Origin of the sequence: Streptomyces sp. NPDC007971, from assembly GCF_042958635.1 — a bacterium.
Taxonomy (GTDB): Bacteria; Actinomycetota; Actinomycetes; order Streptomycetales; family Streptomycetaceae; genus Streptomyces.
This window is the reverse complement of sequence record NZ_JBIBJK010000010.1, coordinates 63,431-80,106: the sequence shown is the minus strand read 5'-3', so window position 1 is coordinate 80,106 and position 16,676 is coordinate 63,431. Positions and strand designations below refer to the sequence as shown.

The window sequence follows — 16,676 nt, the reverse complement described above, 5'->3', positions numbered from 1 at the left end:
GCACGGGCAGCGGTGGGTGAGGGTGATCCCGCCTGTCTCCCCGTATGTCTCCAGGCGTGGTCATCGGCTCAGTGGTCCCGGTCCAGGATCCCCGACTGGGCGATGAGATAGCCGAGCTGGGCGCGGCTGCCGCTGCCCAGGGCCTGGGCGAGCTTGGCGATGTGGGCCCGGCAGGTGCGCACGTTCATGCCCAGTCTGCGGGCGATGGCCTCGTCGACGTGACCCTCCACCAGGAGCTTGGCGATGGAGTGCTGGATGTCGGTGATGCCGTCGGGGGCTGTTTCGTAGGGCGCGCCGGCCGTCAGCGGCACCGCGCGGTTCCACATGAACTCGAAGACCTTGGTCAGGTAGCCGACCAGGCCGGGGTGGCGGAGTTCGAGGGCCACCTGACGGTCGTCCCGGATGGGGATGAACGCCACGGTCTCGTCGCAGATGATGAGCCGCTCCACCAGTTCGTCGATGGTGCGGTACTCCACCTTGCCGTTGGTGAACTGGTCGACGTAGGCCAGCCGGTCGGGACTGTAGCGGGCCGTGTGCTGGTACAGGGTCCGTATCCGCACCCCGCGCTCGATCAGCGGCTTGTCCCGCTCCAGGCCCTCGAGGAGCCGGTGTTCGGGGCGGCGGCGGCCGCTCGGCTGCACCGTGAGCATCTCCGTCCGGCACTGGGCCGTGGCCAGGTCCAGCGCCGCGTTGATCCGGTCGAGCCCTTCGAGGACGGTGATCGAGTGGGTGGGCGCGTTTTCCTGGGCACTGAGTGCCATGAAGGGCTCGAAGGCCTCGGCCAGGGCCACGGACATCCGGCGCCGGTCGCTGATCTCGCGTTCCAGGGGGTGGAGCCGTTGGGCGAGAGCCACCGAGGGCAGCACGGGGCGCAGCCAGCCGGCGTCGTCCGGATCGGGGTGGAGCAGGGCGAACTCCATCAGGCAAGGAGCCGCCTCGGCATCCGACCGCGCGATGCGGCCGGTGCGCAGCGCCGTCGCATAGAGGCGGTTGCCTTCGTCACACAACTCGGTCACCGCATGGGGATGTGCCGCCTTAGTCCCATTTGTTGCCAAATCTCCACCCCCCAGGGTCCTGAACGTGCAGGAACATGATGCACCGATCGTGTGGTCATGACGTGCCCGAATGAGCCATCGTCTTACTCGACGGGGGAAGAGGGGACCTTCAAGTGAGGACGAAGCCGACTATGCGTAAGAGAATGCTTCGCTCGGTGCTTGTCGCCGCCTTCTCCGCCGTTGTGGCCTTCGGAACACTGGCTGGCCTCTCCGGTATGCAGGGGGACGGCCACAAGGCGAGTGGTACTCGGACCACGGGGACGGTTGCTGTCGGCGTCAAGACTCCGGTCAGCATGGATGACAGTGTCTGGGACTGACTGACTATGACCACTCCACCAGACGACCGTTCCTTCCGACGCGAAATGGCCACCGCCTACCGCTCGGGCTGGCACTTCATCGACCTGGTCACCGCCATCCCCCACAGCGGTGACTCGTTGATGGTGACGGTGTTCGGCGAGCCGGTCGTCGTCACCAGGGACGACGACGAGGACGTGCGCGCGTACCGGTGTCTGCGCAAGCCCCGCGGGGCGCCGCAGCCGGTGCGGTGTGCCATCCGCTACGGCATGATCTTTGTGAACCTGGACCAACGGGACCATCGGCTTGCGGAGCCGGAGGAACCGGACCTGACGACCATCTCGGCCACCCCCCGCAGTGCCTGACGCGATTCCCCCGTCGTAAAAAAATCGCTCAGGTGCTTCCCCCCGCAGCGGCGTCACCGTGACCTGAACACGGTGACGCCGCTGCAGTTTGTGGCGACATTTCGATGTATGGGAGCGCTTTCACGGTGGCCGAAACCAACCGGCTGACCTCTTCTTGGTGGTGGCCGAAACCGACCGGCTGACCTCTTCTGCGGCGGTGGCTGAAACCAACCGGTTGACCTCTTCTGGGGAGTGGCCGGAACCGACCGGTTGACCTCCTCGCCTCAGCCGTGCCCGAGCGCCCGCTCCACCTCGATCTCGATCACGACCCGGGAGGGGTTCTCGCCGGGCACGCGGTGGTAGCGCTCGGCGTAGCGCCGCTCCGCCTCCGCGACCCGATCCGCGTCGCCGTGCACCCGCGCCCGGCCCTCCAGCGTCGCCCACCGCCGCCCGTCCACCTGGCACACCGCGACCCGCGCGCCCCCGGGGCCGGCCGCGCGGATGTGGGACACCTTCGCGCTGGTCCCGTTCGTGATCACCCTGGCCAGCCCCGCCTCGGGGTCGTACGTCACCCCGACCGGCACCACGTGCGGGCTGCCGTCGGGGCGCAGGGTCGTCAGCGTGCACAGATGCCGCTCCCGCCAGAAGGCGAGGTACGGCTCGTCCGGGGTGCCCGGGTCCACGGAGTGCGAGGTCATGGCAGTCATGGTCCGCAACCTAGCCGCAGAACCTCCCGGCCCCAGCCTTGAGTGGAATAGACTCAACTTTGTGTACGCTGGTGAAGTCAGCAGTGGGAGACGTGTGAGAGACGCGGCCGACGGGCCGGCGCCGAGGAGGAGAACGCGAACGTGGACGCCGAGCTGACCAACAAGAGCCGGGAAGCGATCAGCGCGGCCGGCAACCGGGCCGTGACCGCGGGGCACCCGGACCTCACCCCCGCCCACCTCCTGCTCGCGCTGCTCGCGGGGCAGGACAACGAGAACATCACCGACCTGCTGGCCGCGGTCGAGGCCGACCAGGCCGCCGTACGGTCGGGTGCCGAGCGGGTGCTGGCCGGGCTGCCCAGCGTGGCCGGCTCGACGGTGGCGCCGCCGCAGCCCAACCGCGAGCTGCTCGCCGTGATCGCGGACGCCTCCGAGCGGGCGAAGGCGCTCGGTGACGAGTACCTGTCCACCGAGCACCTGCTGATCGGCATCGCCGCGAAGGGCGGCGCGGCCGGTGAGGTGCTCCGGGGGCAGGGCGCCGACGCCAAGAAGCTGCAGGAGGCCTTCCAGAAGGCCAGGGGAGGACGCCGCGTGACCACCGCCGACCCCGAGGGCCAGTACAAGGCCCTGGAGAAGTTCGGCACCGACTTCACCGCCGCCGCCCGCGAGGGCCGCCTCGACCCGGTCATCGGCCGGGACCAGGAGATCCGGCGCGTCGTCCAGGTGCTCTCCCGCCGTACGAAGAACAACCCGGTCCTCATCGGCGAGCCCGGCGTCGGCAAGACCGCCGTCGTCGAGGGGCTCGCCCAGCGGATCGTGAAGGGCGACGTGCCCGAGTCCCTGAAGGACAAGCGGCTCGTCTCGCTCGACCTCGGCGCGATGGTCGCGGGCGCCAAGTACCGCGGTGAGTTCGAGGAGCGGCTCAAGTCCGTGCTCGCGGAGATCAAGGACTCCGACGGGCAGATCATCACCTTCATCGACGAGCTGCACACCGTCGTGGGCGCCGGCGCCGGCGGGGACTCCGCCATGGACGCGGGCAACATGCTCAAGCCGATGCTGGCCCGCGGCGAACTGCGCATGGTCGGCGCCACCACGCTGGACGAGTACCGGGAGCGGATCGAGAAGGACCCCGCCCTGGAGCGCCGCTTCCAGCAGGTGCTGGTCGCCGAGCCGACCGTCGAGGACACCATCGCCATCCTGCGCGGGCTCAAGGGCCGCTACGAGGCCCACCACAAGGTGCAGATCGCGGACAGCGCGCTGGTGGCCGCCGCCGGCCTGTCCGACCGCTACATCACCTCCCGCTTCCTGCCCGACAAGGCCATCGACCTCGTGGACGAGGCGGCCTCCCGGCTGCGCATGGAGATCGACTCCTCGCCCGTCGAGATCGACGAACTCCAGCGCTCCGTCGACCGGCTGAAGATGGAGGAGCTGGCGATCGCCAAGGAGACCGACCCGGCCTCCCTGGAGCGCCTGGAGAAGCTGCGCCGCGACCTCGCCGACAAGGAGGAGGAGCTGCGCGGCCTGACCGCCCGCTGGGAGAAGGAGAAGCAGTCCCTCAACCGGGTCGGCGAGCTGAAGGAGAAGCTCGACGAGCTGCGCGGCACGGCCGAACGCGCCCAGCGCGACGGCGACTTCGACACCGCCGCCAAGCTGCTCTACGGCGAGATCCCGCAGCTGGAGAAGGAGCTGGAGGCCGCCTCCGAGGCCGAGGAGGAGGTCGCGAAGGACACCATGGTCAAGGACGAGGTCGGCTCCGACGACATCGCCGACGTCGTCGCCGCCTGGACCGGCATCCCCGCCGGGCGCCTCATGGAGGGCGAGACGCAGAAGCTGCTGCGGATGGAGGACGAACTCGGCAAGCGGCTCATCGGCCAGAGCGAGGCCGTACGGGCCGTCTCGGACGCGGTACGGCGCTCGCGGGCCGGCATCGCCGACCCCGACCGGCCGACCGGGTCCTTCCTCTTCCTCGGCCCGACCGGTGTCGGCAAGACCGAACTCGCCAAGGCGCTCGCCGACTTCCTCTTCGACGACGAGCGGGCCATGGTCCGCATCGACATGTCGGAGTACGGCGAGAAGCACAGCGTCGCCCGCCTGGTCGGCGCTCCCCCCGGCTACGTCGGCTACGAGGAGGGCGGCCAGCTCACCGAGGCCGTCCGCCGCCGCCCGTACAGCGTGGTGCTGCTGGACGAGGTGGAGAAGGCCCACCCCGAGGTCTTCGACATCCTCCTCCAGGTGCTGGACGACGGCCGTCTGACCGACGGTCAGGGCCGCACGGTCGACTTCCGCAACACGATCCTGGTGCTGACGTCGAACCTGGGCAGCCAGTTCCTGGTCGAGCCGACGACCAGCGAGCACGAGAAGAAGGAGCAGGTCCTGGAGGTGGTCCGGGCCTCCTTCAAGCCCGAGTTCCTCAACCGGCTCGACGACCTGGTGGTCTTCTCGGCGCTGACCAGGGACGAGCTGGCCCGGATCGCACAGCTCCAGATCGACCGCCTGGCCAGGCGGCTGGCCGAACGCCGGCTCGCCCTGGAGGTCACGCCCGAGGCCCTTGCCTGGCTCGCCGACGAGGGCAACGACCCGGCCTACGGCGCCCGCCCGCTGCGCCGTCTCGTGCAGAGCGCCATCGGCGACCGCCTCGCCAGGGAGATCCTCTCCGGCGAGATCAAGGACGGCGACACGGTCCGTGTGGACCGCTTCGGCGAGGGCCTGATCGTGGGCCCGGCGATCGGGAAGACGCTGTGACGCTCACGTGGTGAACGCGGAGAACCGTACGAGGGCCCGGTCCGGGCCCTCGTACGTCACGTCGACGTCCAGCGCGTACGCGCCGAAGCCCGGGTCGGACGCGCCCGGGACCTGGCCGGCGTAGTCCGCGTAGCCCTTCTGGAACTCCAGGTGCACACAGAGGTCGACGGAGTCCGGGATGCAGTGCTCCCCTTTCGGCTCCGGCGCGTTCGGATAGGTGCTCCTCAGCCAGTCGCCCACGCCGTCCTTCGGCATCCGGAAGCGGGCCGTGTAGTCGGTGTCCATCCAGGCCCGCACCGTGCACTCGGTGTCGTACGCCCCCCGGGGCAGTTCTGCCCCGCCGAAGGCCAGCGCCTCGGCGCACGGCACCTTCCGGGCATCGTCGGACGGATCCCAGGTCATGATCCTCCACACGGCCACGGCCAGCCAGAGCAAGCCGAGTGAGGCAACCGCCGCGAGCGCCGCGATCAGGCCCCGTCGTCTCCGTCGTCTCCGTTCCTGCGCCCCCACGCCGCCTCCCCCACGTCCGCGGGCCGTCTGCCCGGCGGGACGCATCATGTCAGCCGACGGCTGACATGCACGGTCGGGGCTTGCCACCCCCCTCCCCGCATGAGGGAGGATGGCGGAATCCGCACGAAGGGAAAAACACGGTGACCATCGACCCGTCCTCGATTCCGAACTTCGGGGGCCAGCCCGAGCCGCAGCCCCAAGGGCCGGCGGGCCCCGTCGTCCCGGATCAGGACCTCGTGAAGCAGCTCCTCGACCAGATGGAGCTGAAGTACGTCGTCGACGAGGAGGGTGACCTCGCTGCGCCGTGGGAGCAGTTCCGCACGTACTTCATGTTCCGCGGGGAGGCCGAGCAGTCGGTCTTCTCGGTGCGGACCTTCTACGACCGCCCCCACAAGATCGACGAGAAGCCGCAGCTGCTGGAGTCCATCGACGACTGGAACCGCCGCACCCTGTGGCCCAAGGTGTACACCCACACCCACGACGACGGCACCGTCCGCCTCATCGGCGAGGCCCAGATGCTGATCGGCACCGGTGTCGACCTCAACCACTTCGTCTCCTCCACGGTCAGCTGGGTGCGGGCCGCGATCGAGTTCGACCGGTGGCTGGTGGAACAGCTGGGCCTGGAGCAGGAGGTCGACGGCACGCAGGAGCAGGACGGCGACGAGGAGTGATCCCGGCTCCCTGCCACATCTGAGGTCCGGGGGCGTCCGCCCCCGGATCACGGCAGGCCGCGCCGCCCGGTCCGCAGCCGCCGCGCCGCCGCCTCACATCAAGCGCGGCCGCCCCCTCTCACCTCGGCCGCAGCCGCCGCGCCGATCGTCCGCTGCCGCCGTGCCGCTGCCGCCTCACATGTTCCGCAGCCGCTGCGCCGCCTCCCGCAGGACCTCCGCGCGCTTGCAGAAGGCGAACCGCACGAACGGCGCCCCGGCCTCCCGGTCGTCGTAGAAGACCGCGTTGGGAATGGCCACCACGCCCGCCCGCTCGGGCAGGGCGCGGCAGAAGGCGAAGCCGTCCTTCTCGCCCAGCGGCCGGATGTCGGTCGTGATGAAGTAGGTGCCCGCCGGCCGGAAGACCTCGAAGCCCGCCTCGGCGAGGCCCCCGGCGAGGATGTCCCGGCGCGCGAGCATGTCGCGGCGGAAGCCCTCGAAATAGGCGTCGGGCAGCGCGAGCGCCTCGGCCACCGCGTACTGGAAGGGCCCCGAGGAGACGTAGGTGAGGAACTGCTTCACCGCGCGCACGGCGCTGACCAGCCCCGGCGCGGCCGTCACCCAGCCGACCTTCCAGCCGGTGAAGGAGAACGTCTTGCCGGCCGAGCCGATGGTGACCGTGCGCTCCCGCATCCCGGGGAAGGTGGCCAGCGGCAGGTGCTCGGCGTCGTCGAAGACCAGGTGCTCGTAGACCTCGTCCGTCACCACCAGCAGGTCGCGCTCCACCGCCAGCTCGGCGATCGCGGCCAGCTCCGCGCGCGTGAGGACCGTGCCCGTCGGGTTGTGCGGGGTGTTGATCAGCAGCAGCCGGGTGCGGTCCGTGACCGCCGCGCGCAGCTCGTCCAGGTCCAGCCGGAAGCCGCCGTGGTCCGGCCTGAGCGTCACCGGCACCCGCCGGCCGCCCGCCATCGCGATGCTCGCCGCGTAGGAGTCGTAGTACGGCTCCAGGGCCACGACCTCGTCGCCCGGCTCCACCAGCGCCAGCAGGGAGGCGGCGATGGCCTCCGTGGCTCCGGCCGTCACCAGAACCTCGGTCTCGGGGTCGTACGCCAGCCCGTAGCGGCGCAGCTGGTGCGCGGCGATCGCGGTGCGCAGCTCGGGGATGCCCGGACCCGGCGGGTACTGGTTGCCGCGCCCGTCGCGCAGCGCCCGCACGGCCGCCTCGCGGACCTCCTGAGGGCCGTCGGTGTCCGGGAAGCCCTGGCCCAGGTTGATCGACCCGGTGGACACCGCGAGGGCGGACATCTCGGCGAAGATCGTCGTCCCGAACTCGGCGAGACGGCGGTTGAGGTGCGGACGCGCGCTGGAGGTCATGCCGGTCATCCTGCGCCCAAGCTCTGGAGTTCCTCAACATAGCTTCGCGGATGAACACCTGCGGTGGTATCCAATGCGCCATCTCTGACCAGGGGCACAGCCGTTGACAACTGTCGTCATCAGTCGTCGTCGGCCGCCCGCGGACGGCCCACGGACGGCCCAACGGGCGATCACTGCGGCCGCCGCTGATTGGATCACCTCAGCAGCAGCCTGACCGGTGGCTGTACTCTGCCGCCCAGATGGAGGGGCGCTGTCAGGGACCAGGGGGTCACGTGAACACAGGCATGGCTTGTCCGCTCGGGCCGAGCGGCCCGTCGCGAGGCCCTCTCCGACAGGTCGCACGCCACCTCGGCGCTATGCATCTGAGTGGTGTGATCTTGCTGTTCACCTACGTGATCCCTCCGGCCTGGGCTCTCGATGCCTACGGCGCGGCACCAGCCAGCGACCCTTCAGCAGACATCCCCCCGTTCGTGATCTTCGCTATGTTGCTGGTCTACTGCGTGGGCTTTCACGTATTCGTGCACATCCCATCCGGGCTCCTGGGTACGAGGCTGGGCCTCAACCATGGGGGCTTGATCACCTACGCTTCGGCCCTGGCGATTGCGGGAGTCCTCACAGCCTCGGCCTTGCTGGTGGCCCTGCGTATGGAGGATGTCGGTGAGCTCATGCAGTTGTGGGCTGACTTCATGGTGCGTGGCTCGCTTGGGCTGGCGGGCTACGTGTGGATGGCTCGGCGGTCGCGGGAGACCACGACGACGTGAGGTCCGTGGAGTCGTCGTTGAGCACTCTCCGACGGCCCCGAGACGGCCCGAAGGGTGCTGACCGAGGGCCTCATCGCCAAAACCGGGCTTGCCTTCCAACTTCCGCAACCTCATCCGTTAAAGATCTTCTAGAGGGCGTTAGGGGGCAGCAGGTGCGGGGCGCGGATGCCGAGGATGCCGAAGACCTCGTCCTTCGCCGGCCCCCGCAGTTCCGCCATGAAGGCGGGGTCCACGTGGCCCGTCCTGGCCCAGATTCCGCCGAGGGACTCCGCGCACTGCTGGGCCAGCACGCTGGTGAAGTCCTCGGCGCGAATGGTCCGGATCAGGCCCGACTCGACGAGCGGGCCGGAGAAGTCCTCCAGATACATCGCCGCGTCGTCCTTTTCATCCTCGCGCGCCGCGGGGTCGTCGAGGATTCCGACGAGCAGAACCGCCCGCTCCTCGGGCGAGATCTCCGCCCGGCCCACCGCCGCATCCTCGGGCGAGGTCACCGCCCGGCTCTCCGGCGAGGTCTCATCCGCGGTGCGTCGCCGTCCCTTTCTGAACAGCCCCTCCAGCCAAGTCCTCATCTACAACAGATCCTCGATCCCGTCCACAATGCCCTCGCCGATGCCGATGCCGATGCCGATGCCGCTGCCGCTGCCGACCACGCCACCTCCCAAGTTCCTGTCGACCACGGGCCCGACAGGGCCACCGGCAGACCCGAGGTCCGCCCCGAACCTGGCGCCGTAACCCGCGCCCGCGAGGCCGCCCGCCAGGCTGACACCGTCGTGGATGGCCGTCTGGGTCCGCTCGGTGCGGCCGCCACATCGTGGACGTCGTGGGCGACGGTCGCAGCGATCAGCAGCCTGCCGCCAACCTTGGCGGTCGACCTTGCCAGATCGATGGTTCGGCGCGGCGCCCATGGCCCGTCCAAGGGGATGCTTCGTAACCCCAGCCATTAAAGATCTCTGGATCCCCGCGGAAGTACCCCTCTGAACCTCAGTTCCCCGTGAGTCCCCGCCCGTTCTGGCACGAAAGTGGCACGGCCCGGGGACCGGGCCCGAACTATGGCTACAAGGGTTGCTGGGGTCTGCATGGCTGGTCAGTCAACCGCTGGCGGTCCGTGACGGTCGGCGACGGCTGCGGGCGTTGCTGCACTGCCGCGGGTCATCTGCTGAGGACTTCCACGACAGCCACGAAGAGGCCCACGCCGAAAACAGCGAAGGCCACGAGCGCGAGGACCAGCAGCGAGCAGCAAGAAGAAATAGCCACCATGAGCCATGCCCGTCCTTTGGCCTGGTGGTACTTGGTGTCGTCGTCCCAGTTTTGATCGACCATGGCGCCCCCTGCCGTGCACCTTACAGAGCGGTCCGTGGAGCCGACCGCCCCAGCCACCCACGATCCCACCCACCACGGCCCCCACGGTCCGGCGGAGTCCCGAGCCGTCGCGCACCTGCTTTTGGATCAAAGCGCCTTTCGGATCCGTGGCGGATCATGCGCACGGCCCTGGGTGGCAGCGCCCGCTTCCAGGTCGGGCCTGGTGGTGTGGGGCAAGGGTGGGGATCAGGCTCGGTCCGGTGCATCGGCCCTTGGCGGGCCAGAGTGTGATTAAGGCCGTCAGTGAGTACTTGGGGCATGCCGACCCGGCACTGACGCTGCGGGTGTATGCACACCTGATGCCCGACAGCCGCGAGCGTGCCCGCCGCGCCATCGACATGGTGTTTCAGCGCCTTTCCCAGGAAGTTCACAGCCCAACGAGTCTTTGACGGCCCTGATATGCCTAGCTGCGGAGTTCAAGGGCCTTTCTTTGATGGGCCCTTCCCGCGCAAGACGCTCGGCTGGGAGACCCCAGCCGAGCGTCGTATGTCTCGGGATCAGGCGGGTGGACCGTCGAAGGGGGACCAGTCGGTCCAGGCGTCGTCCGGGTTGGTGCTCACCTTCCACGAGGACACCGAACCGGTGTCGGTGCCGACCACGATCTGTGGACGGCCGTCCGTCAGAGTGGCCACACCCACGCTGCGGGCTGATCCCGGCAGGCCGTTGAACTTCGTCCAGTCGGCCCAGGCAGCGCTCGCGTCGGTGGTCACCTTCCAGGTCGTCCAGAGCTCGCCGCCGTCGGTCACGGCGAATATCTGCGGCCGTGCGTCCGTGAGCGGGGCCGCAGCGAGCGACACCACACGGCCGTGGTCGAAGTTGAACGGCTGCCAGGAGGTCCAAGCGGCACTCGGGAGCTCGCTCACCTTCCACCTGGTGAACAGCCCATGGTTGCTTCCCGCGAACACCTGCGGGCGGCCGTCCGTGAGCCGTGCTGACGTCATGCTTCGAACGGACATGTGATCCGACTCCTTATTCTGAACGCCTAGGAAGGCGTTCATGTCCGGGTCCCTCCCTCCACTCCAGCGTTTGTGCAGACGCGCGTACTCGCAAGTGGACCACTCGGCGGCAGGTGGCGGCTCGTTGCACTAAAGATCACGGCCCGCAGACGGCCCAGTGGGACTCTGACGGCCCCTGAACTGCCCTTCCACGGAGGTCAGGGGCCGTTGCCCCGAGAGAACCCTCTGGAGTTCCTCAACTCTGCTTTGAGTCTGCCGGGGGCCGGGAATCCCTCGCTCACCGCACCAGAGGCGGGGACCGGCGAGGCGCCCACGGGGGGCCGCTTCGGGGGAACGGAAGGAGGTCGACGCCATGAGTGACAACGCGATCGAACTCATCATGCTGGCGGTGGTCGTGGTCGTGCTGATCGCGGCGAGCAAGGTCCGTCGCAGGCGGCATGCCGGGCCGTCGCTCGGCAAGGGCCGCGGGCGCAACGGGGTGTACGGCTCGTCGTCCGGCGCGGGCGGCAGCTGGTGGGCCGGCGGGGGAGACGGCGGCTCGTCGTCCGGCGGCCACCACTCGGGCGGCCACCACTCCGGGGGCCACCACTCCTGCGGGGGCGGTCACTCGTGCGGCGGTCACTCGTCCTGCGGCGGGGGGTCCTCGTGCGGCGGCGGGGGCGGATGCGGCGGAGGCAGCTGACACGGGGCAGCTGAGCTTCCCGCTCTCGGGCGCCCGCCGGGGAAGGCATCCGGCGGGCGCCCGGCCGTCGCATTTCCGGTTCGCGGCCTGCGCCCGGCGTACGCCATAGTTGAACAATTGAGCTGTGGAGCCCTCTGAGGGATGGAAACCCCACGAAGTTGGGTAAAAAACCTGTGGCGGCGCCACTGTCCATGATTCCCTCTCAATCACCTACGCAGCCCCTCGGACTTTCCGCAGACCCCCCTCCCCGGCCGGGCAGGCTGGGCTGACCGGGCTGACATGGCCGAACTCCCCCCTTCTGTGCGTGCTAGCGGAGCCGACCCATGCTCACGACCCTGAACACCTCCTACACCGATACCCGCGCTGCCGATCTCGCCTGGGCGCTCGGGCGCGAGCCGCTGCCTGCCCTGGCCACCCTGGATCTGGAACTGACAGGGGCGAAGCTGCAGTTGAGACTGCTCGGCGCATCCCACCAGGTACTGCTGGAGGAGGAGCGGGGCAACTGTTCGGAGACGGTCGCGTGCATCCCCGGATCCAGCACGCCTCTTCCGCTGGGCGTGGCCAAGCGGGTCGACGACTGGGAGTACGAGTTCGCGGCGCGCGTCGAGGTGCTGACACCGGGCTCGTTCGCGGGCCGCGCCCAGGAGTTGCTGGCCCTCGTCGCCGACCACCCGCACGGCCTCGCCGGTGTCTTCCCCGGCAGCCCGCACGCGTTCACCGCGATGCTCGCCCAGCGGCACGAGGGCCAGGTGCACTGGCGCACCTGGCACGCCTACCCGCAGGACGGGCAGTTGGTGGCGACGCGCACGCGCGTGGGAGCGCGGGTGTCCGCCGCCCAGACCGGCTGAAGCGCGCCCCGCGCCTCCCGGTCGGCATAAACCCCGATACGTCAACTGGCCGCAGATCCACACGTGTGGGTGACGAAGCGTACCGAGCATGTGACGTAACGTCGCAACGTGATCGAACCGCACGCCCCCGCACGCCCCGGCGCCTCGCCCTGGGCCGGCCCCGCACGGCTGCCCGTCCGGCCCGGCACCGGGCGGTTCCTGGTCCTCGTGTGCGTCTTCGTCTGCGCGGCCTGCGGACTCGTGTACGAACTCGAACTCGTCGCGTTCGCCTCGTACTTGATGGGTGACTCGGTCACCCAGGCCTCCGTCGTGCTGTCCGTGATGGTCTTCGCGATGGGCATCGGCTCCCTCGTCGCCAAACGGCTGCGCTGGCACGCGGCCGCCGGCTTCGGCGCGATCGAGACCGTCCTCGCGCTGGTCGGCGGGTGCAGCGCGATGGCGCTGTACGCCGTCTTCGCCTGGACCGGCGGATGGGGCGGGGTGTGGGCCGCCGGGCCGCGCTGTCTGCTGGTCGCCTTCTCCCTCGCCATCGGCCTGCTCATCGGCGCCGAAGTCCCCCTGCTGATGGAGCTGATCCAGCGCATCCGCCGCCAGGACGCCGGCGGCGCGGTCGCCGATCTGTTCGCCGCGGACTACGTGGGCGCGCTCGTCGGCGGCCTGGCCTTCCCCTTCCTCCTGCTGCCCTTCCTGGGCCAGTTGACCGGCGCGCTGCTCACCGGCACGGTCAACGTCGTAGCCGGGGGCGCCCTGGTCCTCGGCCTGTTCCGGCGCGACCTGACCCGTCGCGCCCGCTGGACGCTGCTCGTCGCCGGCCTCGCCGTCCTCGGCGTCCTCGCCTCCGCGGTCGCCCTCGCCGGCGACTTCGAACGGGCGGCCCGGCGCGCGGTGTACGGCAGGGACGTCCGGGTCGCGCTGCAGACCGACGTGCAGGAGGTGGTCCTCGCGGGCGGCACCCACGGCCGTCCCCTCGACCTCTTCCTGGACGGCCGGCTGCGGGTCGGCGGCCGCGACGAGCGCACTTATCACGAAGCCCTGGTCCACCCCGCGATGGCGGGCCCGCACGCGCGCGTGCTCATCCTCGGCGGCGGCGACGGCCTGGCCGCCCGCGAGGTCCTCCGCCACGGGGGTGTGCGCCGCGTCGACGTCGTCGAACTCGACCCCGGCCTGATCGGTCTGGCCCGCCACGACCCCGGCCTGTCCGCCCTCAACGGCCACGCCTACGACGACCCGCGCGTCCGCGTCACGACCGCCGACGCGCTCACCTGGCTGCGCGGGGCGCCGAAGTCGGCGTACGACGTGGTGATCGCCGACCTGCCCGACCCCGGCATCACGGCCAGCACCAAGCTGTACTCGCAGGAGTTCTACGGCCTGGCCCGCCGCGTCCTCGCCCCCGGCGGCCGCCTCGTGGTGCACGCGGGCCCCGTCGCCGCCCGCCCCCGCGCCTTCTGGACGGTGTCGGCGACCTTGAGGGCAGCGGGCTTCGCCGTGTCCCCCTACCGGGTCCTCGGACACGACTCCGGCTTCCCGGCGGGCCCCGACCGCTCGGCAGGTGCATCCCGGGCCCCCCACGACTGGGGCTTCCTCCTGGCGGCCCCGGGCCCCTCGGCTCCCCGCCCGACCCTGGATCCCAGGGGCCCGCACCTCCGGACCCTGACCCGCCCGGCCCTGGCCGCCGACGCCCGGGCGGCATCCCGCACCCGGATCGGCGGCCTGCCGGCGTCGACGCTGGTGCACCCGCGCTACTGAGGGCCACGGACCCGGCGGGAGGTCCGGTCGTTCCACAGCGATCCGGCCACGTCTCCCGCCGGGCCCAGGATCCTCCTGTTCTGTTCTGCCGACCGAGAAGGGTGGATGGACGGTCGGGCCGGTGAGGGTTCGGGGGCGGAGCCCCGGCGGGGAGGGTACGTTCCGGCTACGACTGGGTAGGCTCAGCCGACATGGAGTACCAGGTCTTCGTCCCGGTTCCGCCGGACCGGCTGAGGGCAGCCCTCGCCGACCCCTCCCGCGTGGCCGGTGCGGTTCCCGGCCTCCAGCAGGACGCCGGTGCCGAACCCGTCGCCGGACGCCTGAAGCTGAGGGTCGGCGGCCACTCCGTCACCTACCGCGGCACCCTCCGCATCACGCCCCGCGAGGACGGCACGTACACCGTCGAGGGCGACGCCGTCGAGGCGCGCGGCACCGGCACCGTCACTTTCACCCTCACCCTCACCCTTGCGGACACCGGGGACGGGACCACCGTCGTCCTCGACGCGGCGGCGGACGCGGGCGGCCGCATCGCGGAACTCCCAAAGGACGCGGTGCACGCGGCGCTGACCCGTCTGCTGAACCGTTGCGCGGAGGCCCTGTCGGAGAGCCCGGAGAGCCCCGAGAGCCCGGAGCGCCCGGAGCGCGCGGAGAAGCCGGCCGACGGGTCCGAGCGGGAGGCCGGACCCGCACATGAGCCCGAACCGGAGGCCCGCCCGGAGGCTCGTCCGGAGACTCATCCGGAGGCCGAACCGGAGCCGGAACCCGGGCACACCTCCGTCTTCGACACCGAGGTCCCCCCACCGTCCCTGGACCCCGCCGCGGACGACACCGCAGCCGAGTACACGACGGACGGCCACGCGCCCGACGAGGACGCGAAGGACAAGTACACGGCGGACGAGTACGCCGCGGCCGAACACCCCGCCGCGGCCGACGACGAGCGTCTCCTCGGCGACTTCGGCGACACGGGCGAGCCGCCCGCCGAGGCGGCGCACGCCCGCCGGACGATGATCGGCCGCAGCGCGGAGGAGGTCGACCACGCTCCACCGCGCGGCCGCTACGCCCCCGTGCCGGCCCCCCAGACCGTCGCCGGCAACCCGGTCCTGCGCTGGGCGGCCCCCGCGGCGGCCCTCGCCCTGGCCTCGGCGATCGTGGTCGGCCGAGCCATGCGCAGACGCCGTTACTGACCGAGTGCCGATCGAGTGCCGATCGAGTGCCGGTCGGACGCGTCGGGCGGCGCACGCCCTCTTGATCGCCCCAGTAGGGTCGTGCCGTGAGTAACGAAGACATCACGCTGACCGCGGGCGACGCGGAAGTGAGCGTGCGGCCCGGCAACGGCGGCCGCATCGGTGGGCTCCGGATCGGCGGCGTGGAGCTGCTGCGGCAGGGCGAGCGCTACGGCTGTTTCCCGATGGTGCCCTGGTGCGGCCGGATCCGGGAGGGCCGCTTCCTGGACGGGGCCACCGTCCGCCAGATGCCCCTCAACTCCCCGCCGCACGCCATCCACGGCACCGCACGCGACGGTGCCTGGCGCACCGCCCGCACCTCGGCGGACGAGGCGGTCATCACCTACGACCTGGTCGATCCCTGGCCGCACCGCGGACGCGTCACCCACGTCGTCACGCTGGCCGAGGACAGCCTGACGCTGGCGATGTCCGTGGAGGCGTACGACGACTCCTTCCCGGCACAGATCGGCTGGCACCCCTGGTTCAACCGGACCCTCGTGGGCGCCGACGGTACCGTCGGCGCCCACGCACGGCTGGACTTCACGCCCGCCTGGCAGGAGGAGCGCGGCGCCGACCACCTGCCCACCGGCAACCGCATCGACCCGAAGCCCGGCCCCTGGGACGACTGCTTCGGCATGCCCGGCGGCGTCGACGTCACCCTCACCTGGCCCGGGCAGCTGAAGCTGAAGGTGACCAGCCGCGAGGAGTGGGTGGTCGTCTACGACGAGCAGGACGAGGCCGTCTGCGTGGAGCCGCAGACCGGGCCGCCCAACGGCCTGAACACCCTCCCGCGCCTGGTCACGCCGGTGGAGCCGCTGGAGGCGACGACCACCTGGAGCTGGCGCCGCCTCTAAGCTGGTCGGCATGACGGACGTACGTGGCGAGCTGCTGCAGCAGATCAAGGACAAGGCCGTGGTGCACGGCAAGGTGACCCTCTCCTCGGGTCTGGAGGCCGACTACTACGTCGACCTGCGCCGCATCACCCTCGACGGCGAGGCCGCCCCGCTGGTCGGCCAGGTGCTCCTGGACCTGACGGCCGACCTCGGCTTCGACGCGGTGGGCGGCCTGACCATGGGCGCCGACCCGGTCGCCGCCGCCATGCTGCACGCGGCCGCCGCGCGCGGCAGGAAGCTCGACGCCTTCGTCGTGCGCAAGGCGGCGAAGGCGCACGGGCTGCAGCGGCGGGTGGAGGGGCCGGACATCGCGGGCCGTCGGGTGCTCGTGGTCGAGGACACCTCCACCACCGGCGGCTCCCCGCTCACCGCCGTGGAGGCCGTCCGCGAGGCCGGTGCCGAGGTCGTCGCCGTCGCGACGATCGTGGACCGGGCGACGGGTGCCGCCGAGAAGATCGAAGCCGGCGCGGGTGTTCCCTACCGGTTCGCCTTCTCGAAGGATGAACTGGGCCTGGACTGACGCGCGCCTTTGACCTGG

General features: G+C 70.8%; 17 protein-coding genes and 1 pseudogene. 11 read left to right on the top strand and 7 right to left on the bottom strand.

The genetic code is table 11. The annotated features are described in order from the left end of the window. Positions 1-68: 68 nt before the first annotated feature. Positions 69-1,055 carry a helix-turn-helix transcriptional regulator gene (locus ACFZCP_RS22040; protein WP_391429110.1) on the bottom strand — a complete coding sequence of 329 codons (987 nt, stop codon included), beginning with the start codon at positions 1,053-1,055 and terminating at the stop codon, positions 69-71. A gap of 323 nt (positions 1,056-1,378) precedes the next feature. On the opposite strand from ACFZCP_RS22040, the gene ACFZCP_RS22035 reads away from it, so the two are divergent. Next, positions 1,379-1,714 carry a hypothetical protein gene (locus ACFZCP_RS22035; RefSeq protein ID WP_361113140.1) on the top strand — a complete coding sequence of 112 codons (336 nt, stop codon included), beginning with the start codon at positions 1,379-1,381 and terminating at the stop codon, positions 1,712-1,714. Positions 1,715-1,977: 263 nt separating this feature from the next. On the opposite strand, the gene ACFZCP_RS22030 is transcribed toward ACFZCP_RS22035, so the two are convergent. After that, positions 1,978-2,400: a PPOX class F420-dependent oxidoreductase gene (locus ACFZCP_RS22030; protein WP_362698413.1), complete on the bottom strand. Its 423-nt coding sequence runs from the start codon at positions 2,398-2,400 to the stop codon at positions 1,978-1,980. Positions 2,401-2,541: 141 nt separating this feature from the next. On the opposite strand from ACFZCP_RS22030, the gene clpB reads away from it, so the two are divergent. After that, complete coding sequence (gene clpB / locus ACFZCP_RS22025; protein ID WP_391429107.1) at positions 2,542-5,139, top strand: ATP-dependent chaperone ClpB; 2,598 nt, start codon at positions 2,542-2,544, stop codon at positions 5,137-5,139. A 3-nt stretch (positions 5,140-5,142) separates the two neighbouring features. Here the strand turns inward: clpB and ACFZCP_RS22020 are convergent, their stop codons facing one another. Continuing rightward, positions 5,143-5,541, bottom strand: a complete 399-nt coding sequence (locus ACFZCP_RS22020; RefSeq protein ID WP_391429105.1) for a hypothetical protein — start codon at positions 5,539-5,541, stop codon at positions 5,143-5,145. A 248-nt stretch (positions 5,542-5,789) separates the two neighbouring features. Between ACFZCP_RS22020 and ACFZCP_RS22015 the strand changes: the two genes are divergently transcribed. After that, on the top strand, positions 5,790-6,320 hold the full coding sequence (locus ACFZCP_RS22015) for a YbjN domain-containing protein (protein ID WP_362698404.1): 531 nt from the start codon (positions 5,790-5,792) through the stop codon (positions 6,318-6,320). 174 nt (positions 6,321-6,494) lie between these two features. Here ACFZCP_RS22015 and ACFZCP_RS22010 read toward each other — a convergent pair whose 3' ends face one another. After that, positions 6,495-7,679: a pyridoxal phosphate-dependent aminotransferase gene (locus ACFZCP_RS22010; RefSeq protein ID WP_391429103.1), complete on the bottom strand. Its 1,185-nt coding sequence runs from the start codon at positions 7,677-7,679 to the stop codon at positions 6,495-6,497. Positions 7,680-8,047: 368 nt separating this feature from the next. Between ACFZCP_RS22010 and ACFZCP_RS22005 the strand changes: the two genes are divergently transcribed. Beyond that, a complete protein-coding gene (locus ACFZCP_RS22005) occupies positions 8,048-8,431 on the top strand; it encodes a hypothetical protein (RefSeq protein WP_391429101.1) in 384 nt (127 codons plus the stop codon). 128 nt (positions 8,432-8,559) lie between these two features. Here ACFZCP_RS22005 and ACFZCP_RS22000 read toward each other — a convergent pair whose 3' ends face one another. Further along, on the bottom strand, positions 8,560-9,000 hold the full coding sequence (locus tag ACFZCP_RS22000) for a hypothetical protein (protein WP_391429099.1): 441 nt from the start codon (positions 8,998-9,000) through the stop codon (positions 8,560-8,562). Between the two features lie 580 nt (positions 9,001-9,580). Further along, positions 9,581-9,751, bottom strand: coding sequence for a hypothetical protein (locus ACFZCP_RS21995; protein ID WP_391429097.1), 171 nt, complete (start codon positions 9,749-9,751; stop codon positions 9,581-9,583). A gap of 254 nt (positions 9,752-10,005) precedes the next feature. On the opposite strand from ACFZCP_RS21995, the pseudogene ACFZCP_RS21990 reads away from it, so the two are divergent. Then, positions 10,006-10,179: pseudogene (locus tag ACFZCP_RS21990) on the top strand (site-specific integrase); the annotation flags it as partial. A gap of 108 nt (positions 10,180-10,287) precedes the next feature. Here ACFZCP_RS21990 and ACFZCP_RS21985 read toward each other — a convergent pair. After that, positions 10,288-10,746, bottom strand: a complete 459-nt coding sequence (locus tag ACFZCP_RS21985) for a hypothetical protein (RefSeq protein WP_391429095.1) — start codon at positions 10,744-10,746, stop codon at positions 10,288-10,290. A gap of 352 nt (positions 10,747-11,098) precedes the next feature. Between ACFZCP_RS21985 and ACFZCP_RS21980 the strand changes: the two genes are divergently transcribed. The 6 genes from ACFZCP_RS21980 (at position 11,099) to pyrE (ending at position 16,658) form a co-directional block, all read left to right on the top strand. After that, complete coding sequence (locus ACFZCP_RS21980; protein WP_391429093.1) at positions 11,099-11,428, top strand: hypothetical protein; 330 nt, start codon at positions 11,099-11,101, stop codon at positions 11,426-11,428. Positions 11,429-11,751: 323 nt separating this feature from the next. Further along, positions 11,752-12,276, top strand: coding sequence for a DUF2617 family protein (locus ACFZCP_RS21975; RefSeq protein ID WP_391429091.1), 525 nt, complete (start codon positions 11,752-11,754; stop codon positions 12,274-12,276). Positions 12,277-12,384: 108 nt separating this feature from the next. Continuing rightward, positions 12,385-14,022 (top strand): polyamine aminopropyltransferase, encoded by a 1,638-nt coding sequence (locus ACFZCP_RS21970; protein WP_391429089.1) that lies wholly within the window; start codon positions 12,385-12,387, stop codon positions 14,020-14,022. Between the two features lie 191 nt (positions 14,023-14,213). Continuing rightward, positions 14,214-15,206: an SRPBCC family protein gene (locus ACFZCP_RS21965; protein WP_391429087.1), complete on the top strand. Its 993-nt coding sequence runs from the start codon at positions 14,214-14,216 to the stop codon at positions 15,204-15,206. 86 nt (positions 15,207-15,292) lie between these two features. Continuing rightward, complete coding sequence (locus ACFZCP_RS21960; protein WP_391429085.1) at positions 15,293-16,099, top strand: aldose 1-epimerase; 807 nt, start codon at positions 15,293-15,295, stop codon at positions 16,097-16,099. 10 nt (positions 16,100-16,109) lie between these two features. Continuing rightward, positions 16,110-16,658 carry an orotate phosphoribosyltransferase gene (pyrE, locus tag ACFZCP_RS21955; protein ID WP_362698383.1) on the top strand — a complete coding sequence of 183 codons (549 nt, stop codon included), beginning with the start codon at positions 16,110-16,112 and terminating at the stop codon, positions 16,656-16,658. The last annotated feature ends 18 nt before the right edge of the window (positions 16,659-16,676 follow it).

Bases quoted from the DNA above. Each gene is read 5' to 3' on its own strand.
- ACFZCP_RS21980 (WP_391429093.1), top strand. From the start codon at position 11,099: ATGAGTGACAACGCGATCGAACTCATCATGCTGGCGGTGGTCGTGGTC.
- ACFZCP_RS22030 (WP_362698413.1), bottom strand. From the start codon at position 2,400: ATGACTGCCATGACCTCGCACTCCGTGGACCCGGGCACCCCGGACGAG.
- pyrE (WP_362698383.1), top strand. From the start codon at position 16,110: ATGACGGACGTACGTGGCGAGCTGCTGCAGCAGATCAAGGACAAGGCC.
- ACFZCP_RS22020 (WP_391429105.1), bottom strand. From the start codon at position 5,541: ATGACCTGGGATCCGTCCGACGATGCCCGGAAGGTGCCGTGCGCCGAG.
- ACFZCP_RS21975 (WP_391429091.1), top strand. From the start codon at position 11,752: ATGCTCACGACCCTGAACACCTCCTACACCGATACCCGCGCTGCCGAT.
- ACFZCP_RS21985 (WP_391429095.1), bottom strand. From the start codon at position 10,746: ATGTCCGTTCGAAGCATGACGTCAGCACGGCTCACGGACGGCCGCCCG.
- ACFZCP_RS22010 (WP_391429103.1), bottom strand. From the start codon at position 7,679: ATGACCGGCATGACCTCCAGCGCGCGTCCGCACCTCAACCGCCGTCTC.
- ACFZCP_RS21965 (WP_391429087.1), top strand. From the start codon at position 14,214: ATGGAGTACCAGGTCTTCGTCCCGGTTCCGCCGGACCGGCTGAGGGCA.
- ACFZCP_RS22035 (WP_361113140.1), top strand. From the start codon at position 1,379: ATGACCACTCCACCAGACGACCGTTCCTTCCGACGCGAAATGGCCACC.
- ACFZCP_RS22000 (WP_391429099.1), bottom strand. From the start codon at position 9,000: ATGAGGACTTGGCTGGAGGGGCTGTTCAGAAAGGGACGGCGACGCACC.
- ACFZCP_RS21995 (WP_391429097.1), bottom strand. From the start codon at position 9,751: ATGGTCGATCAAAACTGGGACGACGACACCAAGTACCACCAGGCCAAA.